Annotated in this window: 23 protein-coding genes and 1 riboswitch; of the genes, 9 read left to right on the forward strand and 14 right to left on the reverse strand. The window is 68.3% G+C overall.

The features are described 5' to 3' along the window. Window positions 1–2: 2 nt before the first annotated feature. The 4 genes from FHR72_RS13110 to FHR72_RS13125 form a co-directional block, all read right to left on the reverse strand. A complete protein-coding gene (locus tag FHR72_RS13110; RefSeq protein WP_183468553.1) occupies window positions 3–734 on the reverse strand; it encodes a class I SAM-dependent methyltransferase in 732 nt (243 codons plus the stop codon). Next, complete coding sequence (metX, locus tag FHR72_RS13115; RefSeq protein WP_183468555.1) at window positions 731–1,858, reverse strand: homoserine O-acetyltransferase MetX; 1,128 nt, start codon at window positions 1,856–1,858, stop codon at window positions 731–733. The genes FHR72_RS13110 and metX overlap by 4 nt, the downstream gene beginning before the upstream one ends. 11 nt (window positions 1,859–1,869) lie before the next feature. After that, the gene (locus tag FHR72_RS13120) at window positions 1,870–3,204 is read right to left on the reverse strand and encodes a bifunctional o-acetylhomoserine/o-acetylserine sulfhydrylase (RefSeq protein WP_183468557.1); all 1,335 of its coding nucleotides are present in this window, start codon (window positions 3,202–3,204) and stop codon (window positions 1,870–1,872) included. A gap of 40 nt (window positions 3,205–3,244) precedes the next feature. Further along, a riboswitch (SAM riboswitch) is annotated at window positions 3,245–3,364 on the reverse strand. A gap of 68 nt (window positions 3,365–3,432) precedes the next feature. Then, window positions 3,433–4,263, reverse strand: a complete 831-nt coding sequence (locus FHR72_RS13125; protein WP_183468559.1) for an epoxide hydrolase EphH — start codon at window positions 4,261–4,263, stop codon at window positions 3,433–3,435. 70 nt (window positions 4,264–4,333) lie between these two features. Between FHR72_RS13125 and FHR72_RS13130 the strand changes: the two genes are divergently transcribed. Then, window positions 4,334–5,158 carry an exodeoxyribonuclease III gene (locus FHR72_RS13130; RefSeq protein ID WP_311736134.1) on the forward strand — a complete coding sequence of 275 codons (825 nt, stop codon included), beginning with the start codon at window positions 4,334–4,336 and terminating at the stop codon, window positions 5,156–5,158. Between the two features lie 116 nt (window positions 5,159–5,274). Here the strand turns inward: FHR72_RS13130 and FHR72_RS13135 are convergent, their stop codons facing one another. Beyond that, window positions 5,275–5,883 (reverse strand): TIGR03086 family metal-binding protein, encoded by a 609-nt coding sequence (locus tag FHR72_RS13135; RefSeq protein ID WP_183468563.1) that lies wholly within the window; start codon window positions 5,881–5,883, stop codon window positions 5,275–5,277. Between the two features lie 75 nt (window positions 5,884–5,958). On the opposite strand from FHR72_RS13135, the gene FHR72_RS13140 reads away from it, so the two are divergent. From FHR72_RS13140 to yhjD, 3 genes are read left to right on the forward strand one after another with little or no spacing between them, the layout of a single operon-like run. Continuing rightward, window positions 5,959–6,345: a MarR family winged helix-turn-helix transcriptional regulator gene (locus tag FHR72_RS13140; protein ID WP_183469112.1), complete on the forward strand. Its 387-nt coding sequence runs from the start codon at window positions 5,959–5,961 to the stop codon at window positions 6,343–6,345. A 33-nt stretch (window positions 6,346–6,378) separates the two neighbouring features. Then, window positions 6,379–7,401, forward strand: a complete 1,023-nt coding sequence (gene trpS / locus FHR72_RS13145; RefSeq protein WP_183468565.1) for a tryptophan--tRNA ligase — start codon at window positions 6,379–6,381, stop codon at window positions 7,399–7,401. Between the two features lie 16 nt (window positions 7,402–7,417). Further along, complete coding sequence (gene yhjD, locus FHR72_RS13150) at window positions 7,418–8,458, forward strand: inner membrane protein YhjD (protein ID WP_183468567.1); 1,041 nt, start codon at window positions 7,418–7,420, stop codon at window positions 8,456–8,458. Here yhjD and FHR72_RS13155 read toward each other — a convergent pair. Further along, entirely contained in the window at window positions 8,455–9,672 is a 1,218-nt protein-coding gene (locus tag FHR72_RS13155; RefSeq protein WP_183468569.1) for a D-alanyl-D-alanine carboxypeptidase family protein, read from the reverse strand. The two genes, yhjD and FHR72_RS13155, sit on opposite strands and share 4 nt — an antisense overlap. A 145-nt stretch (window positions 9,673–9,817) precedes the next feature. On the opposite strand from FHR72_RS13155, the gene FHR72_RS13160 reads away from it, so the two are divergent. Beyond that, a complete protein-coding gene (locus FHR72_RS13160) occupies window positions 9,818–10,990 on the forward strand; it encodes a metallophosphoesterase (RefSeq protein WP_183468571.1) in 1,173 nt (390 codons plus the stop codon). Between the two features lie 352 nt (window positions 10,991–11,342). On the opposite strand, the gene FHR72_RS13165 is transcribed toward FHR72_RS13160, so the two are convergent. The 3 genes from FHR72_RS13165 to FHR72_RS13175 all read right to left on the reverse strand — a co-directional run bounded on the left by FHR72_RS13165 (window position 11,343) and on the right by FHR72_RS13175 (window position 15,111). After that, on the reverse strand, window positions 11,343–11,642 hold the full coding sequence (locus FHR72_RS13165) for a hypothetical protein (RefSeq protein ID WP_183468573.1): 300 nt from the start codon (window positions 11,640–11,642) through the stop codon (window positions 11,343–11,345). Window positions 11,643–11,800: 158 nt separating this feature from the next. Then, a complete protein-coding gene (locus FHR72_RS13170) occupies window positions 11,801–13,417 on the reverse strand; it encodes an AMP-binding protein (RefSeq protein ID WP_183468574.1) in 1,617 nt (538 codons plus the stop codon). After that, window positions 13,414–15,111 carry an AMP-binding protein gene (locus tag FHR72_RS13175; protein WP_183468576.1) on the reverse strand — a complete coding sequence of 566 codons (1,698 nt, stop codon included), beginning with the start codon at window positions 15,109–15,111 and terminating at the stop codon, window positions 13,414–13,416. The genes FHR72_RS13170 and FHR72_RS13175 overlap by 4 nt, the downstream gene beginning before the upstream one ends. A 61-nt stretch (window positions 15,112–15,172) precedes the next feature. On the opposite strand from FHR72_RS13175, the gene FHR72_RS13180 reads away from it, so the two are divergent. Further along, window positions 15,173–16,015, forward strand: a complete 843-nt coding sequence (locus FHR72_RS13180) for a helix-turn-helix transcriptional regulator (RefSeq protein WP_183468578.1) — start codon at window positions 15,173–15,175, stop codon at window positions 16,013–16,015. Window positions 16,016–16,072: 57 nt separating this feature from the next. On the opposite strand, the gene FHR72_RS13185 is transcribed toward FHR72_RS13180, so the two are convergent. Then, entirely contained in the window at window positions 16,073–16,366 is a 294-nt protein-coding gene (locus FHR72_RS13185) for a hypothetical protein (RefSeq protein WP_183468580.1), read from the reverse strand. Window positions 16,367–16,513: 147 nt separating this feature from the next. Between FHR72_RS13185 and FHR72_RS13190 the strand changes: the two genes are divergently transcribed. Next, entirely contained in the window at window positions 16,514–17,338 is an 825-nt protein-coding gene (locus FHR72_RS13190; protein ID WP_183468582.1) for an alpha/beta fold hydrolase, read from the forward strand. Window positions 17,339–17,342: 4 nt separating this feature from the next. Then, window positions 17,343–17,804 (forward strand): nuclear transport factor 2 family protein, encoded by a 462-nt coding sequence (locus FHR72_RS13195; protein WP_183468584.1) that lies wholly within the window; start codon window positions 17,343–17,345, stop codon window positions 17,802–17,804. An 8-nt stretch (window positions 17,805–17,812) separates the two neighbouring features. Here FHR72_RS13195 and FHR72_RS13200 read toward each other — a convergent pair whose 3' ends face one another. Continuing rightward, a complete protein-coding gene (locus FHR72_RS13200; protein WP_183468586.1) occupies window positions 17,813–18,817 on the reverse strand; it encodes an SMP-30/gluconolactonase/LRE family protein in 1,005 nt (334 codons plus the stop codon). Continuing rightward, window positions 18,814–19,395, reverse strand: a complete 582-nt coding sequence (locus FHR72_RS13205; protein WP_183468588.1) for a TetR/AcrR family transcriptional regulator — start codon at window positions 19,393–19,395, stop codon at window positions 18,814–18,816. The genes FHR72_RS13200 and FHR72_RS13205 overlap by 4 nt, the downstream gene beginning before the upstream one ends. Before the next feature lie 105 nt (window positions 19,396–19,500). Here FHR72_RS13205 and FHR72_RS13210 point away from each other — a divergent pair, with 105 nt between their 5' ends. Further along, window positions 19,501–20,250: an SDR family NAD(P)-dependent oxidoreductase gene (locus tag FHR72_RS13210; protein ID WP_183468590.1), complete on the forward strand. Its 750-nt coding sequence runs from the start codon at window positions 19,501–19,503 to the stop codon at window positions 20,248–20,250. A 3-nt stretch (window positions 20,251–20,253) separates the two neighbouring features. On the opposite strand, the gene FHR72_RS13215 is transcribed toward FHR72_RS13210, so the two are convergent. Together FHR72_RS13215 and FHR72_RS13220 are read right to left on the reverse strand one after the other, a co-directional pair. Beyond that, window positions 20,254–21,645, reverse strand: a complete 1,392-nt coding sequence (locus FHR72_RS13215) for an aspartate aminotransferase family protein (RefSeq protein ID WP_183468592.1) — start codon at window positions 21,643–21,645, stop codon at window positions 20,254–20,256. Further along, window positions 21,642–22,163 (reverse strand): Lrp/AsnC family transcriptional regulator, encoded by a 522-nt coding sequence (locus tag FHR72_RS13220; protein WP_183468594.1) that lies wholly within the window; start codon window positions 22,161–22,163, stop codon window positions 21,642–21,644. The genes FHR72_RS13215 and FHR72_RS13220 overlap by 4 nt, the downstream gene beginning before the upstream one ends. Window positions 22,164–22,185: the final 22 nt, after the last annotated feature.

Consider the following 22,185-nt stretch of genomic DNA (forward strand, 5'->3'; position numbering starts at 1 on the left):
CGCTACGACAGTGTCGCCCGCACGCACACCGTGACGTACGGCAGCGCCAGGCCCGTGCTGTTGGCCAGCGCGGGGTGGGTGGCCAACAGCTCGCGGACACGGTCGAGCGTGCGGGCCCGGACCTGCTCGGGTGAGGTGATGCAGTACGAGCGTGACGCCACCAGATCGATCAGGGCCTGGGGCGTCAGGTAGCTCGTCCACTCGACCTGGCGGCGTTCGACGGCGGTGAACGGCGCGGGCAGGGCGACCGACTGGCTCCACGGATCTACCTCGTGTCCGATGATCGTGCCCAGATCCTTGACCCAGCCCAGTCGTTCGTCGCGGTTGTTCCACACCAGGCCCAGCGACCCGCCGGGCCGCAGCACCCGGGTGATCTCCTTGACGGCCCGCTCCTCGTCGAACCAGTGCCACGCCTGGGCCACCAGCACCGCATCGACACTGTCGTCGGGCAGCGGGATGTCCTCGGCGGTGCCGAGCAGCGCCGGCGTCTCCGGTAGCGACGAGCTGAGCAGTTCGAGCATCTCGGGGATCGGGTCGACGGCGGTCACGTCGAGTCCCCGCTCCACCAGCCGGGTGGTCAGCTTGCCGGTGCCCGCGCCGAGGTCGAGCACGTCGCGCGCGCCGTCGGGCAGCAGCCAGTTGATGGCCTCCGGGGGATAGGACGGGCGACCCCGCTCGTAGGCAGCCGCCTCCGCACCGAACGACAGTGAACGCCGATCAGGGACGTCGGTCACCGGGACGCCAGCTCCAACGTCCGCCGGATCAGCGCGCCGACCGCGTCGGTCTCGACGAGGAACCCGTCGTGGCCGTACACCGAGTCGACGACGTCCAGACTCTCGCAACCGGGCAGCAGGTCGGCGATCTCGGCCTGCAGGCGCAGCGGATACAGCCGGTCGGAGGTGATCCCGCCGACCACCGCGGGCACCGGACACCCGCGCAGCGCGGCGGCGATCCCGCCGCGGCCGCGACCCACGTCGTGGCTCGACAGCGCGTCGGTCAGCGCCACGTAGGTACCGGCGTCGAAGCGGGCCAACAGCTTTCGGCCCTGGTATTCGAGGTAGCTCTGCACCGAGTAGCGGCCGCCGGTGCACGGGTCCTCGCCGGGCTGCGCGTCGTTGCCGAACCGGTCGTCGAGTTCGGTCTCCCCGCGATAGGTCAGATGGGCGAAGCGCCGGGCGATCTCGAGCCCGGTGCCGGGGGAGCGGCCGGTGTCGTGATAGTCGCCGCCGCACCAGTTCGGGTCCGCCTTGATGGCCGCGACCTGTGTGCTCTGCGTGCCGATCTGGTCGGCGGTCGCGCGGGCACCCACGGCGAGCACCAGGGCCGACCGGACGCTGTCGGGATGGGTGACCATCCACTCCAGAGCCCGCGCGCCGCCCATGGATCCGCCGATCACCGCGGCGACCTCGGTGATGCCGAGCCGCTCAAGGGCGGCCACATCCGCGGCGACCTGGTCACGCACGGTGATCACCGGGAAGCGGGAGCCCCACGTCTTCCCGTCGGGGGCAACCGAACTCGGCCCTGTCGAGCCGCGGCAGCCGCCGAGCACGTTGGTCGAGATCGCGCACCACCTGTCGGTGTCGATCGGTGCACCCGGCCCCGCGACGCCGTCCCACCATCCCGGGGTGGGATGGTCCGGTCCGGCCGGACCGGTGATGTGCGAATCGCCGGTCAGCGCGTGCAGCACCACGACGACGTTGTCCCGTTCGGGCGACAGCTCGCCCCACCGCTGCACGGCGATCACGGCGTCCTCGATCACCTCGCCGTTCTCCAGCTTGAGGGTGCCGATCTCGACGATGCCGAGCTCGCCCTCGGGCGGCAGCGCCACGCGATCCTCGAATAAGTCCACGATTGTCACGTCACAGATCCCTAGAACGACGCGACCGCGTTCGGGTCGGTCTTGGCGGCGAACGGCTTGGCGGCCGCGAATCCCCGCTCCAGGTCGGCGAGGATGTCGTCGATGCCCTCGATGCCGACGGCGAGCCGTACCAGGCCGGGCGTCACGCCGGTGGCGAGCTGCTCCTCGGGGGAGAGCTGCTGGTGTGTCGTGGAGGCCGGGTGGATCACCAGCGACCGGACGTCGCCGATGTTGGCCACATGGCTGTGCAGGCTCAGCGCGTTGACGAACGCCTTGCCCGCCTCGATGCCGCCGGCGAGCTCGAACGCCAGGACCGCACCGGTTCCCTTGGGCGCGAGCTTCTTTGCGAGGTCGTGCCACGGTGACGACGCGAGCCCGGCGTAGTTGACCGAGACCACGTCCGGTTGTGCCTCCAGGAATTCGGCGACGCGCTGGGCGTTCTCGACGTGGCGTTCGATGCGCAGGCTCAGCGTCTCGAGGCCCTGTGCGATGAGGAACGCGTTGAACGGGGCGGCGGCCGATCCGAGGTCGCGCAGCAGCTGCACGCGCGCCTTGAGCGCATAGGCCGGCGGTCCGAGCTCGGCGAACACCACGCCGTGATAGCTGGGGTCGGGCTCGGTGAAGCCGGGGAACCGACCGTTCGTCCAGTCGAAGGTGCCGCCGTCGACGATCACGCCGGCGATCGCCGAACCGTGGCCGCCCAGGTATTTGGTGGCCGAGTGCACGACGATGTCGGCGCCGTGGCTCAGCGGCTGGATCAGGTAGGGCGTGGCGATGGTGTTGTCGACGATCAGCGGCACGCCGATCTCGTGGGCCACCCCGGCCACCCCGGGGATGTCGAGCACGTCGATCTGCGGGTTGGAGATGGTCTCGCCGAAGAACGCCTTGGTGTTCGGGCGTGCGGCGGCGCGCCAGGACTGCAGGTCGTCGGGGTTCTCCACGAACGTGACCTCGATACCCAGCTTGGGCAGCGTGTAGTGGAAGAGGTTGTAGGTGCCGCCGTAGAGCCGCGGGCTGGACACGATGTGGTCGCCGTTGTGGGCGAGGTTGAGGATCGCGATGGTCTCGGCAGCCTGTCCGGATGCCAGGAACAGCGCGGCGACACCGCCTTCCAGCGCGGCGATGCGCTGCTCGACGACGTCCTGCGTCGGGTTCATGATCCGGGTGTAGATGTTGCCGGTCTCGGCCAGGCCGAACAGTGCCGCGGCGTGCTCGGTGCTGTTGAACGTGTAGCTGGTGGTCTGATAGATCGGCAGCGCCCGCGCGTTGGTGGCGATGTCGGGGGTCTGCCCTGCGTGGACCTGTTTGGTCTCGAACGCCCAGGAAGCGGTATCGGGTTCGGTCATCGATGCACTCCTCATGAAACGGGGGGCCCGTTTCACGGCGGACCCGCGCTTGCCTTATAGCCGCATCCGGCTACTCAACCTGGTCGTCTCCCGGGGCACCCCACCGCGGTTGGAGGGTTGCCGGCCAGCAAGCCGGGGCTTGACGCTGGCGCTCATGACCGAGACGAACTGTATCTCACACGGCGCGGCGCGTGCCACCAGGTGGCCGCGCCGCGTCGTCGATGAGGCTCAGCCGATGGCCTTCTCGGGGGCCGAGTGCTCGTCGACGAAAGCGGCGATGAGCTCGGTGATCACACCCGGCGCCTCCAGCATCGGGATGTGTCCGAACCCGTCGAGGCGCACGACCTTGGCGTCCTTCGGAAGGTTCTCCAGGAAGTACCGGTTGCCCCGCGGCGTGGGGAACACCCGGTCCTTCTCGCAGAGGACCAACTGGGTCGGCGCGCCCAGGCTGGCCAGCTCCAGCAGGCCCGGCAGGCGCAGCGTCTTGACCAGCAGCTGCAGATAGGCGCTGCAGTGCGTGGCGTCCTCGACGAGCGCGAGCAGGTCGGCGTCGGTCGGCCCGTCGGCGGGCCCGCTGACGGGCAGGGTGGCGAGCCTGCGCGCGCCCGGCACCTTGAGGATGCGCGGTCCGAGCAACCGTGCGGCGATGAGCGCGGGTCCGCCGGCGATGAACTTCAGGACGGTTTCGTACTTGGTCAGCGAGTGCTGTGACCACCCACCGGCGGGGGCGATCGCGGTCAGGGTGCGGGCCCGCCCCCGGCGTTCCAGCTCGAAGCCCACCCAGCCGCCCAGCGAGTTGCCGACGATGTGGGCGGTCTCCCATCCGAGCTGGTCGAGACGTCGTTCGATGTCCTCGACGAGCAGCTTGGTGTCGAGCAGCCACGTCGGCGACTTCTCGCCCCCGTGGTGCCCCACCATCGTGGGCGCGTACACCTCGAAGCGCCCGGTGTCGGCAAGCTGTCCGCCCACGGTTCGCCAGACGTTCTGCGAGCACAGGAAGGGATGCAGCAAAAGAATCGGTTCGCCCGAACCGGCGTGGATCGGCTCTCGTGGTGCCATGCGCCGACGATATGGTGATACCGCGGGTACCGCAAGAAGCAGTGGCCTGATTCGGTTAGGGTCTGCGGACGTGACGCGCCCCATAACCGTGAGCACGATCAACGTCAACGGCGTCCGCGCGGCGGTGAAGGAGCGATCGTCGGAGAACCTCGGGATGTTGCCCTGGTTCAAGGAGACCGCGGCCGACGTGGTCTGTCTGCAGGAGACCCGCGCCGACGACGAACAGCTCGCCGAAGCCCTGGCCCCGGTGCTGGCCGACGGGTGGCACCTCGCCTCGGCCGAGCCGTCGGTGAAGGGCCGCAACGGCGTTGCGGTGCTTTCGCGCACTCCGATCGATGACGTTCGGATCGGCTGCGGGGCAGAGGAATTCGCCCTGCACGGGCGCTACGTCGAGGCGGACACCGCAGGTGTGACAGTGGCCAGCGTGTACTTCCCGACCGGCGAGGCCGAGACCGAACGCCAGCGGGAGAAGGAACGCTTCATGGCGGCGGTCGAGACGCGGATGGGTGTGCTGCTCGCGCAGGAGGAGAGTGCCGGGAAAGGCGCTGTGCTGTGTGGTGATTGGAACATCGCCCACACCGAGAACGACATCAAGAACTGGAAGGGCAACGTCAAGAAGGCGGGCTTCCTTCCGCAGGAGCGCCAGTGGCTGACCGACCTGCTGGCCACCGGCTGGGTCGACGTGGTGCGGCGGGCCCACCCCGATGTGCCGGGCCCGTACGCCTGGTGGTCATGGCGCGGCAAGGCGTTCGACAACGACGCCGGCTGGCGGATCGACTACCAGCTCGCGACACCCGCCCTCGCCGCCCGCGCGAGCTCCGTGATCACCGAGCGCCCCGCGGCCTACGCGCTGCGGTGGTCGGACCACTGCCCGGTGACGGTCCACTACGCTTGACGGTCCACTACGCCTGACGTGCACTGGGCCTGACGTGCAGTGGGCCTGACTGCCCGCACCGCGACCGCGCGTGTCTGCACAGGGGCGCGCCGCTTCTTCTGGCATTTCGCGCGCGCTCACGCGCCGTCGGGATCGCGACCCAGGTGACGCAGGATGCGCGCGAGTTCGTCGTCGGTGTCGCCCGGCGCGACGGCCCGGGCGAACGGCGAGTTGCCGGCGTCGCGCATCTCGCCGTCGGGGACGCCGAGTGCGATGGGAAGCGCAGCGGCCACGACGTCGGCGGGTAGCGAGTATGTCTGCCCCAGGGACGCGGCGACATCCCAGCCGTGGACCACGTAGTCGACGAAGTGGAATCCCATGGCCAGCGCGCCGGGAACCGTGACGTCCGCCCCGAATTCGGGGAGCGCGAACGCTGCGTCGTCGAGCCCTTCGGTGGCGAACGCGTCGAGCACGTCTCGCGCGGCGGCGGCATAGGTACCGCCGGGATCGGCGGCCACGGCGTCGGCGATCGGCTCGGTGCGCCACACGTCGAGATCGGCTCCGTGGCCCCGCGCGGCCGCGGCGAATCCGTGGTGCTGGGCCGTCATGTGCGCGACCAGCTCGGCCAGGTCCCACTCCGCGCAGGGGGTGGCGCGGCCGAGGTCTGCAACCCCGATGGTGCGTACGACCTCCACCGAGGCCTCGACCGCGCGGCGGTGATGTTCCAGAAAAGTAGGCATGTGCACATCATATGCACATGCTTATGATCAGGCAATGCCTACGCTGGCCGGGTGTCGAATCAGCGCCCTGATCTCGCGGCGATGCTGGCTCCGCTGCTGCGCGAACTGATCGCCACCGAGGAGCCGATCCTCGCCGCCCACGGCGTCTCGATGTGGGGCTACGCGGTGCTGTGCACCCTGGACAGGGGCGCGTTCCGCACGCAGGCCGCACTGGCCGAGGCCATCAACGCCGACAAGACCCGCATCATCCGCACCCTGGACGAACTGCAGGACGACGGCTACATCGACCGGCAGCCCGACCCGGACGACCGCCGGGTGCGGCTCCTGGCGATCACCGACAAGGGCCGTGCGGTCAAAGATGCGGTGCAGCGCGAGATCCAGCGCGGCGAGGAACGCTGGCTGGGCGAGCTCAGTACCGAGGAGCGCCGGGTGTTCCTGCGGGCGCTGCGGCGGCTGACCCCAGGATGACGCAGCAGCCGTCGATGGAAAGATGGTCCCACCATGAGCACTGCCAGTAACTCAGCCAGGCCCGTCGTCTTCTCAGGCGCGCAACCCACGTCCGACTCCCTGCACCTGGGCAACGCGCTGGGCGCCGTGAGCCAGTGGGTCAGCCTGCAGGACGGTTACGACGCGTACTTCTGCGTCGTCGATCTGCACGCGATCACGGTGCCGCAGGATCCCGCCACATTGCGCAAGCGCACGCTCGTGACCGCCGCCCAGTACCTGGCTCTGGGCATCGACCCGGCGCGCGCCACGGTCTTCGTGCAGAGCCACGTTCCCAGCCACTCCGAATTGGCTTGGGTGCTCGGATGTTTCACGGGCTTCGGGCAGGCGTCCCGGATGACGCAGTTCAAGGACAAGTCGCAGAAGCAGGGCGCCGACGCGACCACCGTCGGACTGTTCACCTACCCGGTGCTGATGGCTGCCGACGTACTGCTCTACGGCACCGAGCTGGTGCCGGTCGGCGAGGACCAGCGCCAGCATCTCGAGTTGGCTCGCGATGTCGCGCAGCGCATCAACGCCCGCTTCCCCGACACTTTCGTGGTTCCCGAGGCGATGATCCCCAAGGCCACCGCCAAGATCTACGATCTGCAGGATCCGACGGCGAAGATGAGCAAGTCGGCCGAGTCCGACGCCGGGCTGATCAGCCTGCTCGACGATCCGGGTAAGACCGCGAAGAAGATTCGATCGGCCGTCACCGACAGCGAGCGCGAAATCCGTTTCGATCGTGACGCCAAGCCCGGCATCTCCAATCTCCTGACGATCCAGGCGGCGGTGACGGGCACCGACATCGACACGCTCGTCGCGGGCTACGGCGGCCGCGGCTACGGCGATCTGAAGAAGGAGACCGCCGAGGCCGTCGTCGAGTTCGTCACGCCGATCAAGACCCGGGTCGACGAGTTGCTCGGCGACCCCGCTGAACTCGAAGGTGTGCTCGCCCGGGGCGCCGAGCGGGCCCGCGAGGTGTCTGGACGAACTCTGCGCCGGGTATACGACCGGCTAGGGTTCCTAGCGTCTCACTAGCCATCGAGGGGGTCGGATGACTGCGCCGCCCGCACCGGCCGACCCCGAGGGCGCACCCGGTTTCCTCGACCGGATGCGGTCGCGGTGGCCATGGTTCGACCACACGATGCGCGCGCAGGGCCGCTACAACGACTGCAAGGGCGATTTCTACGCCGCCGGCATCACGTACTTCACGATCTTCGCGCTGTTCCCGTTGCTGATGGTCGCGTTCGCGATCGGCGGCTTCATCCTCGCCAACCAGCCCGAGCTCCTCGACGACGTGGAGGGCCGGATCCGGGCGTCCTTCGGGGGCGATCTCGGTCAGCAGATCGTCACCCTGATGGACTCGGCGATCGATTCCCGAGGCACGGTGGGCATCATCGGTTTGGCGACCGCCGCCTGGGCCGGCCTGGGATGGATGGCCAACCTGCGGGAGGCGCTGAGCCAGATGTGGGGAAGTTATCGCGACGACCCGCCAGGCTTCCTCCGCACGAAACTGTCCGACCTCGGGGCCCTCGTATCGACATTCCTGGCCATCGTGCTCACCCTGGCCCTGTCGGCCCTGGGCAACTCGTCGGTGATGGAAAACGTGTTGAACTGGTTCGGGTTTCCCGATTCACCGGTGCTGAGCATCGTCTTGCGGATGGCGTCCATCGCGGTGTCGATACTCGTGTCGTGGCTGCTGTTCGCGTGGATCATCGCTCGGCTGCCCCGTGAGTCGATCAGCTTCCGCAGCAGCGTGCGCGCGGGTTTGATCGCCGCGGTCGCATTCGAGGTGTTCAAGCTGGTGGCCTCGATCTACCTGCGGTCGGTGGTGACAGGCCCGGCGGGTGCGACATTCGGTCCGGTCCTGGGCCTGATGGTGTTCGCCTACATCACGTCCCGGCTCATCCTGTTCGCCACGTGCTGGGCGGCGACGACGCCCGAGAACATGCGCGAACGCGACATACCCGTTCCGGCCCCCGCGGTCATCAACAACCGGGTGATCGCCAGGCCCGGTGTGCAATGGTGGCAGGCCGCGACCGCGGTCGCGATCGGAGCCCTTGGCGCACTGAGCTTTTCGCGTCGCCGACGCTAGCGTGCCGGGCGGCGGTTGAGCGCCCGTGCGCCCATCATCAAGGTGAACACGATGACCGCGCCGATCACTCCCACGCCGATCCGGACGGGGGTGGCGTCGACGTCGGGCAACACGGCGTTGGCATTCGCGGTCGCCGGCGCCGCCGCCGGATCCTGGGCCGTGCCACCGAGCGACGGATCAGGTTCGATGAGCGTGCCGACCTTGGTGCCCGGGGCGGTCGCGAAGCCGTAGTCCAGTAGCCTTGCCGCCTGTTCCCACGGTGCGACCGGCTGTCGGGTGCCGCGCATCAGGACCGCGACCAGCCGGCGCCCGTCGCGGGTGGCGCCCCCGACGAATGTCTGGCCGGCATCGTCGGTGTAGCCGGTCTTGCCGCCGAGTGCGCCCGGATAGTTGGCGAGCAGCTTGTTGTCGTTCTCGATCGGATAACCGGCGCCGTCGCGGCCCGGGAATTCGGCTGCGCGCGTGGACACGATGTCGGTGAAGACCGGGTTCTGCCAGGCGTACCGATAGAACAAGCCGATGTCGTAGGCCGACGTGCTCATGCCCGGGCCGTCGAGGCCCGACGGTGTGGCGACCCTGGTATCGCGTGCGCCCAGCTTGCCCGCAAGCACGTTGAGCTTGTTCAGCGTGGTCTCCATGCCGCCCATCTGCATCGCCAGGGCGTGCGCGGCGTCGTTGCCCGAGTACATGAGCAGCCCGTGCAGCAGGTCGTTGACGGTGTACATCCCGCCTTCGCCGACGCCGACCTTGGTGCCTTCCTGGGCGGCGTCCTCCTCGGTGCCCGGGACCGTCTTCATCAGGGGCAGATCCCGGATCGCCTGCATCGCGGTCAGGACTTTGATGATGCTGGCGGGACGGTGACGGCCATGCGGGTCGCGGGCGGCGATGACATCTCCGGTGTCGAGGTCGGCCACGAGCCACGCCTCTGCGGACACGTCGCCGGGGACGGGAGGTGTTCCGGGGGCGGTGATCACGCCGCACCCGGACAGCGCATCGCCCCCCATCGGCTTCGCGGGCACGGGCAGCGGCGCCGGCGGGTCGCCCACCTTCGGAATCTCGGACGCATCGACCGCGGGCGGCGTGCTGACCCGGTACGGGCACGTGTTCGCGTCCGCGACCGGGCCCGGCTGGGCCGCAGCAGTGGGTGCCAGCACCAGCATTGATGCGGTGACCAGCGCGGATGCCCGCGTCAAGACTGTCCGTAAGGTCGCCATCGTGACCGAAGATTAAGCGACGGCCGCCCCTGCATCGGGGAGCCACGCGGTGACTGGTGTTGTCAGAGTTTCAGATGTGACTGGATTGGGCAGGTCCGCCCGATCACTAGGCTGGGAACACCTCTGAGTCACGCGAAGGACATGAATGTTCATTGTTGTTCTCGGGTCGGTCCTCGCGCTGATGCATCTGCTGGTCTGGAAACGGATGGTCAAGGACACCACCCGTGCCGGAAAGACTCGACGTCTCCTGTCGCTGCTACTCGGGGCGCTGATGATCCTGCTGATCGGCACGCTGATCGTGCCGCGCGTTCTCGATGTGCGGGAACCGGGCTGGCTCGCCTGGCCGGGCTACCTGTGGTTCGGTCTGCTGGCCTACCTGTTCCTCGCGCTGCTCATCCTCGAGCCCGTCCGCCTGGCCCTGCGCCGCTGGACCCGCAGCGCGCCCCGCCCACCGGCCGAGCCCACACCCGCCGCGCCGGCCGTCGACCGCCGCATGTTCCTGGCGCGCACGGGCGCCGTCGCAGTCGGGGTCGCCGCGGCGGGTGTGACGACCGTCGGCGCCGCCACTGCGCTCGGACCGCCCGACCTACTTCGGGTTCCCGTTCGCCTGCCGCGCCTGGACCCCGCTTTCGACGGCTTCCGCATCGCGGTGGTGTCCGACATCCATCTGGGGCCGTTGCTCGGTCGCCGCCACACCGAACGCATCGTGCGGATGATCAACGAGGCAGAACCTGACCTCGTCGCAGTCGTCGGAGACCTCGTCGACGGAACCGTGCAGGAGTTGGGTGCTGCGGCGGAGCCGCTGCAGGACCTCGTCGCGCGCGACGGCGCGTTCTTCGTCACCGGCAACCACGAGTACTTCGTCGACGACACAGCTGAATGGATTCGGGAACTGGAGCGCTTCGGCCTCGACGTGCTGCGCAACGAGAACACCCGGATTCGGCGGGGCGGAGCCGCGTTCGACCTCGCCGGCGTCAACGACGTCGCCGGTGAGACGCGCTCGGATCCGCCGGATTTTGATCGCGCGCTGGCCGGGGTGAGCCCCGACGGACCCACCATTCTGCTGGCCCACCAGCCGATCCAGGTCGACGAGGCCGCCACCCGCGGCGTCGACCTGCAGCTGTCCGGCCACACGCACGGCGGTCAGATGTGGCCGTTCCACTACCTGGTGTCGATGGCGCAGCCGTCTCTGGCCGGGCTGTCGCAGGTCAGAGACACGCAGCTCTACGTGTCCCGCGGGGCCGGGTTCTGGGGACCGCCGGTTCGGGTCGGCGCGCCGCCCGACATCAGCGTCCTGTCCCTCCAGTCAGGAGCCTGAGGTTTGGAGTTCGCCCTGACGGGGCATTTCTCAGCTACTTCATGGCTTCTTCTGGCGATCACGCTCAGGTGCAGCCACCACTCTTGAGAACACAGAGTTCAGTGAGAGGGGTTGTGATGATGACGGAATCAGGCGCCGTTGTTGTTCGACTCGACAGCCATCCCGCGTGGCAAGCCAGTGAGCGTCGTGCTCGCGAGCGCGAAGAGGCGATGCGCAGGCATCCGGCCTATCAATCTCGGCTGACAACACCGCCCCTTCGGGTGGTGTAGACGCGCGGAAGGGGCGCCCCCGGTGGTGGGGGCGCCCCTTTTCGTGCTCTCAGGAGTTACCGGACTCGCGTCTGATTGTCCGCTCAGCGGACGTCGACGTAGTAGACGTAGCCCTTGACCGTCTGCTGGAAGGTGCGGTCGCCGAAGTGGTCTTGGACGGTACCGCGGATGGCGCCGCCCTGCTTGACGCTGACCACGCTGGCCTCCGACAGCGGGGCATCGGAGAGGCGGTTGACGACCACCCGGTGGCCCTGCGCTTCGAGCTCGGAGATGGTGGTGTCGGCGCTGCCACCCATCGGGGCGGCCAGCGCCGGTGCGGCCAGTCCCAGCATCCCGGCGGTCAGGGCGGTGGCGGCGGCGGTGGCGAGAGTGAACTTCTTCATGGTCTTGCTCTTCCCTGTATCGGGTCGGAGCCGTGGAGCGGGTCGCGCGGTTTCGACTGTCGGTGTCTTCAGATCGTGGTGATCTGATCTCCTAAACCCGCAGCTCACCCCAATAATTCCACTGGCAGAAATTGACCGGCCGATGGCAGGAAATACCCTCAGCTCTCCAGGAGGCGAGCACTCACCTCGCGCATCTCGACTTTGCGGATCTTGCCGGTCACCGTCATCGGGAACTCGTCGACGACATGCACATAGCGCGGGATCTTGTAGTGGGCCAGCTTGCCGTCGGCGAACTCCCGCAGCGCGGCGGCATCGAGTGGGGTGCGCCCCGGCCTCATCCGGATCCACGCGCACACCTCTTCCCCGTATCGTTCGTCGGGAACTCCGATGACCTGGGCGTCCTCGATGTCGGGATGGGTGTAGAGGAATTCCTCGATCTCCCGCGGGTAGATGTTCTCGCCGCCGCGGATGACGACATCCTTGATCCGGCCGACGATGTTGCAGTAACCGTCGGTGCGCATCACCGCAAGGTCGCCCGTGTGCATCCAGCCCTCGGAGTCGATCGCCTCCGCGGTCTTCTCCTCGTCGCGCCAGTAGCCCAGCATGACGGAGTAGCCGCGGGTGCAGAACTCGCCGGCGGTACCGCGCTCGACGACATCGCCGGTTTCGGGATCGATGATCTTGATCTCGACGTGCGGGTGAACCCGTCCGATCGACGAGGTACGGCGTTCGAGGTCGTCGTCGATCAAGGTCTGGCAGGACACCGGCGAGGTCTCCGTCATGCCGTAGGCGATCGACATCTCGGTCAGGTGCATCTCTTCGATGCAGCGTTTCATCACCTCGACCGGGCACACCGCGCCCGCCATGATGCCCGTCCGCAGCGACGACAGATCACGTTCGGCGAAGTCCGGGTGGTTCTGCATGGCGATGAACATCGTCGGGACGCCGTAAACGGCTGTGCACCGTTCCTTTTCGATGGTGAGCAGCGTCTGCCCCGGATCGAACGCCTGGGCCGGGATCACCATCGTGGCCGCGTGGGTGGTGCAGCCCAGGTTGCCCATCACCATGCCGAAGCAGTGGTAGAAGGGCACCGGAATGCAGAGCCGATCACCCGGCCCCAGCCCGATCTGCTCGGTGACGAAATATCCGTTGTTCAGGATGTTTCGGTGCGAGAGCGTCGCGCCCTTGGGGAATCCCGTTGTCCCCGAGGTGTATTGAATGTTGATGGGATCGTTGTTACACAACGCCGCGCCTCGCTCGCGCAGCGCACCGTCGGTGACCGCCGAGGCCTCCCGGCGGAGGTCGTCCCAGTCCGGGGTGCCGATGAAGACGACCCGCTCAAGGGCATCCACCTCGGCGCGGACTTCTTGGACCATGGCGACGTAGTCGGAAGTCTTGAACCGGGTCGCCGAGACCAGGGTGCTCACCCCGGACTGATCCAGCACGTAACGCAGCTCGTGTGTGCGGTAGGCCGGGTTGATGTTGACCAGGATCGCGCCGATCTTCGCGGTCGCGTACTGGACGATCGTCCACTCCGGGCAGTTGGGCGCCCAGATGCCGACGCGATCGCCGCCGGCAACCCCGAGTGCCATCAAACCTCTTGCCACCGTGTTGATTTCGGCGTCCAATTCGGAGTACGTCCAGCGGCGGTCGCTTGCGGCGTCCACCAGGGCCTCGATGTCGGGATGCGCGGCGGCGATGCGTTCGAAGTTGGCGCCGATGGTCTCTTCGAGAATGGGGGTGTCGGTCGGTCCGGCGTCGTAGGAAGCGTTCATTTCACCACATCCTCATATCGGTACTCGGTGTCGATGGCACGGCCTGCGCGGTGCGCCTCCTCCTCGCGGCGACGCAACTCCACCCGTCGAATCTTGCCCGAAATGGTCTTGGGCAGTTCGAAGAATTCGACTCGGCGGACCTTCAGATACGGCGCGAGGTGGTCGCGGGCATGCTCGAGGATCGCGCGGGCCGTCCGGTCGTCGGCCGCCCAGCCGTCGGCGAGTGCGATGTAGGCCTTGGGCACCGCCAGCCGGGTCGCATCGGGCTGCGGCACCACCGCGGCCTCCACGACGGCGGGGTGCTCGATGAGCACGCTTTCGAGCTCGAACGGCGACACCTTGTAATCGGAGCACTTGAAGACGTCGTCGGTGCGCCCGATGTAGGTGATGTAACCGTCCGCATCGCGGCTCGCCACGTCGCCGGTGTGGTAGTAGCCGTCACGCATCACCAGCGCATTGCGCTCGTCGTCGCCGAGATACCCCGTCATCAGGTTCAACGGTTCGTCGTCCAGGACCAGGCAGATTTCGCCCTCGTCGGCGACTTCTCCGGTGAGCGGATCGACCAGGACCACCGGCACCCCCGGCATCGGCCGGCCCATCGAACCGGGCTTGACCGGCTGGCCCGGGGTGTTGCCGACCTGCAGGGTGGTCTCGGTCTGGCCGAACCCGTCGCGGATCGTCAGGCCCCACGCCTGCTCGACAGCACTGATCACCTCCGGGTTGAGCGGCTCTCCGGCGCCAAGGACTTCGCGCAGCGCCTCCGGGCGGGGACCCAGATCGGACTGGATCAGCATCCGCCACACCGTCGGTGGTGCACAGAACGTGCTGACCCCGGCCCGCCGGATCTGATCGAGCAGCGCAGCCGCGTGGAAGCGGCCGTAGTTGTAGACGAAGATCGTCGCCTCGGCGATCCACGGCGCGAAGAAGCAGCTCCACGCGTGCTTGGCCCACCCCGGCGAACTGATCGCCAGATGCACGTCACCCGGTTTCACGCCGATCCAGGCCATCGTCGTCAAATGTCCGACGGGGTAGCTCACCTGCGAGTGCTCCACGAGCTTGGGTCTGCTGGTCGTGCCGGAGGTGAAGTACACCAGCAGCGGGTCCTCGACCGTGGTCTGCGCGGTGCAGGGCTCTGCGGGCGCCGAGTCGGCGTCGGCGTAGGCATGCCAGCCCGGCGCTGCGCCACCGACCACGATGCGCCCGTAGTCGCCCGGCACATCGTCGAACTTCACGACGTCGGACGCGTTGGCGATGACGAACCGCGCGGCGCCCCGGCCGATCCGGTCCGACAGGTCGGCCGGCCCGAGCGCACCGGTCGTGGGCATGATGACCGCCCCCAGCTTGGCGACCGCCAGCATGGATTCCCACAACTCGACCTGGTTGCCCAGCATCAGAATGACTCGGTCGCCCTTGCGTACCCCGAGGGCGCGCAACCAGGCCGCGACCTGGTCTGAGCGCCGCGCCATCTGGTCGAACGTCACCGTCGTCTCGGCCCCGTCCTCCTCGACGATCCACAGCGCGACCCGTTCGTTGCCGCGGGCGATCGCGTCGAACCAGTCCGTCGCCCAGTTGAAGGTCCCCGTCAGCGACGGCCAGCGGAAGGTCTCCACAGCCGCGTCGTAGTCGGCCATGACCTCGACGAGGTGGTCGCGCGCGTCGCGCAGGGCTTCGAACGGATCGGTGTCGGTCGCCATGACCAATAGGATCCAGGTCACAGTCGTCCGTTCGCCACCCCCGAAAGGAGGTGTTCTGCCGATGTCGGCCAGACCGCCGCTGCTGCGTCCGCGGGACGGCGACGCCGTGCGCGCCGAATTGCGCCGGGTGTCGGTCCTCGGTGGCGTGCCGGTGATGTTCGGCGGCGAGGTGCACGCCGACACGCTGCTGATCACCGAGTACCACGGCGTGCGCACCGCCGGTCTGCGCGGCCTGGCCGTCCGATCCCATTCCGGCCTGGGCGGGGCGAGCATGGTCGCGGGACACCCGCTCGCGGTGGCCGACTATCGCCACGCGTCGTCGATCACCCACGACTACGACGGACCCGTCCTGTCCGAGGGGATCCAATCGGTGCTGGCGGTCCCGGTGCTCGTCGACGGCCGTACGAGGGCGATGCTCTACGGCGCGTACCGCAGCGCGGCACCCTTCGGGGGTCGCGCAGCCGACCTCGTGGTGGAATCCGCGCGCCGGCTCAGCGAGGAACTGCGCGTCCGCGACGAGGTGGATCGCAGGCTGCGACTGCGCGACGCCGACCTCGCCAACACCGGCGGGGGAGTCGGCGCCGAGCACATCCGCGAGGTGCATGCCGAGCTCCGGCGACTGGCGGTGACGGCGCCCGTGGAGATACGGGAGCGCCTCCAGGCGATGGCAGACAAGCTCGCCGGTTCCGCGGACCGATCGACGCCGCCCGTCGCGTTGGCTCCGCGCGAGCTCGACGTCCTCGCGCAGGTGGCGCTGGGGTGCAGCAATGCCGAGGCTGCGGACCGCCTGTCGCTCAGGCCCGAGACCGTCAAGAGCTATCTGCGCAGCGCGGCAACCAAACTCGGGACCCGCACCCGGTACGAATCGGTGACCAGGGCCCGGCGGCTGGGCTTGCTCCCCTGACGTGCAAAGGGGCACCTCCCGGGGGATAGGAGGTGCCCCTTTGGGTCTCGGGTCCGTCTAGCGGATGTCGACGTAGTAGACCTTGCCCGTGATCGTCTGCTGCTGGCTGCTGTCGTCGCCCTGAATGGTCGAGCGGATGTCGCCGCCGGGGTTCACGCCCACGACCGTGGCCTGCGAAAGGGGTGTCCCCGAGGGATTGTTGACGACCACACGATTGCCGTCGGCCTCGAGCTGGCTGATGGTGCTCTGCGCGTCACCGACCGACGGCGCGGCCAGTGCCGGGGTGGCCAGGCCGACGAAGGCTCCGGCCAGGGTGGCGGCGGCGGCGGTGGCGATGGTGAGGTTCTTCATGCTGGGTTAAACCCGTGAGCGTGCGAACACATTTCACTTGGCAGGATTTGGATGTCGGTTGGCAGGAATCGATCTGGGGGATAACCGGTAGAAGCGATGGCCGCCAGCGCCGATGACGGTCGGCGTCCGAGGCGCAAGGGTGTGTCCATGAGCTTTCTCACCACGGCCGACGGCACGGACATCTTCTACAAGGACTGGGGCTCCGGGCAGCCGATCGTCTTCAGCCACGGCTGGCCGCTGTCCTCCGATGACTGGGACAACCAGATGCTGTTCTTCCTGCAGCAGGGCTACCGCGTCATCGCCCACGACCGTCGCGGGCACGGACGGTCGACCCAGACGCCCGGGGGTCACGATCTCGACCACTACGCCGACGATCTCGCGGCGCTGGTCGAGCACCTCGATCTGCGCGACGCCGTCCACATCGGCCATTCGACCGGCGGTGGGGAAGTGGTCCGCTACCTGGCGCGCCACGGTGAGCGGCGGGTGTCGAAGGCCGCCCTGATCAGTGCCGTGCCGCCGCTGATGGTGCGCACCGACGCCAATCCCGAGGGACTGCCCAAAGCCGTGTTCGACGATCTCCAGGCACAACTGGCCGCCAACCGGTCGGTGTTCTACCGCGAGCTGGCGGCCGGCCCGTTCTACGGATTCAACCGCCCGGGGGTGGAGCCACAGGAAGCCATCGTCGAGAACTGGTGGCGCCAGGGCATGATGGGCGACGCGTACTCCCACTACGACGGAATCGTGGCGTTCTCGCAGACCGACTTCACCGAGGACCTCAAACAGATCACGGTGCCGGTGCTCGTGATGCACAGTGAGGACGACCAAATCGTGCCCTACGTCGCGGCCGGGCCGAAATCGGCGCAGCTGCTGAGGAACGCAACCTTGAAGACCTACACGGACTTTCCGCACGGGATGCCCACCACCCACGCCGAGGTGGTCAACGCCGAACTGCTCGCTTTCCTGAAGGGATAGACCCATGACTCTGGCACCGCCGTTCACCCAAGACACCGCCCTCGCGAAGGTTCGTGCGGGCGAGGATCTCTGGAACACGAGGGATCCGCGGCGCGTGGCGCAGGCCTACACGCCGGACAGCTGGTGGCGTAACCGGTCCGAATTCCTCACCGGCCGTGCGGAGATCGAGCGGTTCCTGACGGCCAAGTGGGAGAGGGAACTCGAGTACCGGCTGATCAAGGAGCTGTGGGTGTACGGTGACGAGCGCATCGCCGTGCGGTTCGCCTACGAGTACCACGACGCCGCCGGTCAGTGGTTCCGCGCGTACGGCAACGAGAACTGGCAGTTCGACGCCGACGGCCTGATGGCGGCGCGGCATGCCAGCATCAACGACGTGGCCATCGGAGAGAACGACCGCCTCTTCCACTGGGATCGCGGCGGGCCCCGCCCCGCCGACCATCCCGGCCTCACCGACCTGGGGCTCTAGAACTCGGGTCAGCGCGGCAGGGCGATCGAGCCCAGATACGGGCCGCCGATGCTGCCGAGCCACAGCCGGTCCGCCGACTCGACGAGGCCCGTCGCCATGCTGAACCGCGGATGCCGCATGGTGACGCCGGCGACCGCGGCGCCGGTGTCGGGGTCGAACGCGACGGCCCACACCACGGCCTTGGCGCTCGGTTGCAGCCGTTTCGGCAACCGCCACAGCATCTTTCGAAGCACGGCGGGCCGGGCGGCGAGCCGATCGGCCAGCGGGTTGGCCGGGGTCACCATCGCGCACCAGATGCGGCCGTCGGCACCCGTGGACAGGTTGTCGGGCATGGCGGGCAGATGGACCGCCAACGGGGTCACCGATCCCGCCTGAGGCCCGGTCAACCAGTACTTCGACAGCCGACGGCCCTGTGTCTCGGCGAACACCAGCGCCGTGCCGTCGGCCGTCGGGGTGACGCCGTTGGCGAAGTACAGCCCGTCCACGACCGTCGTCACGGTTCCGTCGGCATCGAGGCGGTGCAGCGCCCCGCGCGGGCGTGCCTCGAGAATGGCTCCGAGGTAGCGGTCGATGGTGAAGGCACTGGTGGACTCGGTGAAATAGATTGCACCGTCCGACGTTTGAGTGACATTGGAGCAGAAGATCAGCTGCCGGCCGCGGATCGAGGTCACCAGCGGCTCGATACGTCCCGTCGTGGTGTCCAGGGCGAGCAGCCCCCGTGGGCTGTCGCAGATGAGCAGCCGGCCGTCGCGCGCGAACCCCAGACCCAGTGGGCGGCCGCCCGTGTTGGCGATCACCTCGGGCGCGGTGCCGTCCGGTTGCAGCCGCACGATGCCGCCGTCGCGCGCCCCGGTCCAGAGGTAGCCCTCCGCGTCGACGACGACGTCCTCGGGCTCGCCGCCCGGGATCGCCACCAGGGTCAGGGCGGCGGGCCCGAAGTCGGGGAGGGGCTCGACGGGCGGCGCCTGCCATCGCGCCGGGTCGATCGGTGGTATCTGCGAACGGCGGGTCATCGCGTCGACGGTAACCCGCGGGGGTCACCCGAACCAGACCCGCCCGGCCACCCGGTCAGGGCGAGGTCGGCGAGTGCGTGCAGATCGGCGCGGCTCGCGCCGCTGCGCGCCTGGACCGCCAATCCCTGGCACACGGCCGCGATCCACCGCGCCAGCAACAGGGTGTCCGCGCCAGGCAGTTCGTCGTGGGCGGCGGCGAAGCGTTCGGCGAGCCGGTGCACGTCGGCATCGCGCAGTGCGGCCAGGCCCGGGGCATCGCCGACGAGCAGACAGCCCCGTGGCTCACCGCTGACCGCATCGGCGGCGCCGTGCACCATCGCCTCGGCAACGCGGCGGGCCGTCGGCTCCTGGAGCGCCCGGTTCGCGTAGCCGCCGGGGCCCGCGGCGTAGCGCCGAGTCGCCCGCTCGAACAACTGCTCCTTCGACCCGAATTCGGCATAGATGCTGCGCCGGTTGACCCCCGTGGCGGCAGTCACGTCGGAGATGGAGACGCCGTCGAAGCCGCGCGCCCAGAACAGCCTCATCGCCGCGTGCTCGACCGTCTCGGGATCGAACTCGCGCGGTCGTCCGACCGCCATCGCGCACCGCCTTCGTCTGAACGGGAATGAAACGGGCCCGCTGAGGCCTTTGAGGTGAGGATACTTAGTAACAATCCGGTTCGTATCTAACGAGAGGCCACCACGATGAGCACGACACCGCTGTCTGAACGCCGAGCCCTGGTCACCGGAGGTTCCCGGGGAATCGGCGCAGAGATCGTCCGTCGGCTGGCGGCCGACGGCGCCGCAGTGGCGTTCACGTACGCCGCCGCGTCCGCCGACGCCGAAGCATTGGTGGCCGACATCGAGTCGCGCGGCGGCACGGCGTCGGCGATCCGGGCCGACGCGGCCGACCCGGCGCAGATCGCGGCCGCGGTCGACGAGGCCGCCGACCGACTCGGCGGCCTCGACGTGCTGGTGAACAACGCCGGGATCGGGCATTTCTCGGCGTTCGAGGACACCACCGCCGAGCAGTACGACCGCCTGATCGCCGTCAACGTCAACGGGGTCTACTGGGCGTCGCGATACGCACTCGCGCATCTCGGCGACGGCTCGCGGATCATCAACATCGGCAGCATCAACGCCGATCGCGTGCCCGGCCCCGGCATCACTGCGTACGCGATGACCAAAGGTGCGGTGTCGTCGCTGACCCGCGGGCTCGCCCGCGAACTCGGTCCCCGCGGGATCACGGTCAACAACGTCCAGCCGGGGCCGATCAACACTGATCTGAACCCCGAGGACAGCGAGTTCGCCGAAGGCCTCAAGGCTCAGGTGGTTGCGCTCGGCCGGTACGGCCACCCGCGGGATGTCGCCGCCGTCGTCAGCTTCCTCGCCGGCTCCGAATCGGGATTCGTCACCGGCGCGAACTGGAATGTCGACGGCGGCTTCACCGCCTAGGGCCTACATCCGGGCGGACGCCTCGGTGAGGACGTTGCGCAGGATGTCGTGGATCGCGTCGAACTCGGCCTGTCCGCTGATCAGCGGCGGGGCCAGCTGGACGACCGGGTCGCCGCGGTCGTCGGCGCGGCAGTACAGGCCCGCTTCGAACAGCGCCGGTGTCAGGAAGCCGCGCAGGAGTCGCTCGCACTCGTCGTCGTTGAACGTCTCCTTGGTGGCTTTGTCCTTGACCAACTCGATGCCGTAGAAGAAGCCCTCGCCGCGGACGTCACCGACGATCGGGATGTCGTTGAGCTTTTCGAGCGTGGCCCGGAACGCCGGGGCGTTCTGCTTGACGTGGTCGTTGATGCCTTCGCGCTCGAAGATGTCGAGGTTGGCCAGTGCGACCGCCGCCGAGACGGGATGGCCGCCGAAGGTGTAGCCGTGACCGAACACCGTCTGCCCGTCGTTGAACGGCTCGAACAGCCGGTCGCTGGCGATCATCGCGCCGATCGGCGAGTACCCCGACGTCAGACCCTTCGCGCACGTGATGATGTCCGGGGTGTAGCCGAAGTCGTTGCAGGCGAACATCGATCCGATGCGGCCGTAGGCGCAGATCACCTCGTCGGAGACCAGCAGTACGTCGTACTCGTCGCAGATCTCGCGCACCCGCTCGAAATATCCGGGCGGGGGCGGGAAGCAGCCGCCGGCATTCTGCACCGGTTCGAGGAACACGGCGGCGACGGTATCGGGTCCTTCGAACTCGATCGCCTCGGCGATCCGGTCGGCGCAGTACCGGCCGAATGCCTTGGGGTCTGTGCTGAATTGCTCAGGGGCGCGGTAGAAGTTGGTGTTGGGCACGCGGAAGCCGCCGGGAGTCGGCGGGTCGAAGGGCGCCTTGAAGGTCGGGATGCCGGTGATGGCCAGCGCGCCCTGCGGTGTGCCGTGGTAGGCGATGGACCGGGAGATCACCTTGTACTTGCCGGGCTTGCCGGTCAGCTTGAAGTACTGCTTGGCCAGCTTCCAGGCGCTTTCGACGGCCTCGCCGCCGCCGGTGGTGAAGAACACCCGGTTGAGATCGCCCGGCGCGTAGCCGGCGATCCGTTCCGCGAGCTCGATGGCGGGGGGCGTGGCGAAGGACCACAGCGGGAAGAAGGCCAGCGACTCGGCCTGCTTGGCGGCGACCTCGGCGAGCTCGGCGCGGCCGTGCCCGACCTGGACGACGAACAGGCCCGACAGCCCGTCGATGTACCTGTTGCCGTTGCTGTCCCAGATATGGACACCCTCGCCGCGGGTGATGATCGTCGGCGTGATGCCTTCGCCGTGTCGGGCGAAATGGCCCCACAGGTGGCGGTCGGCCTTCACGCCGAGGTCGCCGGTGGGGGGCGCTTCGTTGGTTTCGGAAATTATTGTCATCGGGTACCCCAATTGTATTGCTGCTTAACAAGTTTCAGATAGACAAGGGTTTCGGTGGATATCACTCCCGGTAGCGCGCGGATCTGGGTGTTGAGAAGTTCGAGGAGGCTGTCGTCGTCCTCGCAGACCACCTCGACGATGGCGTCGAACGAGCCGGCGGTGAGGACGACGTAGTCGACCGATTCCATCTCGGCGAGCTTCTGGGCGATCTTGGTGGTGTCGCCGGTGCAGCGGATGCCGATCATGGCCTGGCGGGCGAAGCCGAGCTGCATGGGATCGGTGACGGCCACGATCTGCATGACACCGGCGTCGACCATGCGCTGGACGCGCTGGCGTACGGCGGCCTCCGACAGGCCGACCGCCTTGCCGATGCCCGCATACGAGCGCCGACCGTCCTGCTGCAGCTTCTCGATGATCGCTTTGGACAGTTCGTCGAGCTGGAACGCAGCGCCGGGACGAGACTGGTTGACGCGGAAGGAGACGGGGCCGACGGCATGCGGTAACCCGGGGTTAGCCATGCCAGAGATTGTGCACGGAATC

The organism is Mycolicibacterium iranicum (assembly GCF_014190915.1).
GTDB classification, from domain to species: Bacteria; Actinomycetota; Actinomycetes; order Mycobacteriales; family Mycobacteriaceae; genus Mycobacterium; species Mycobacterium iranicum_B.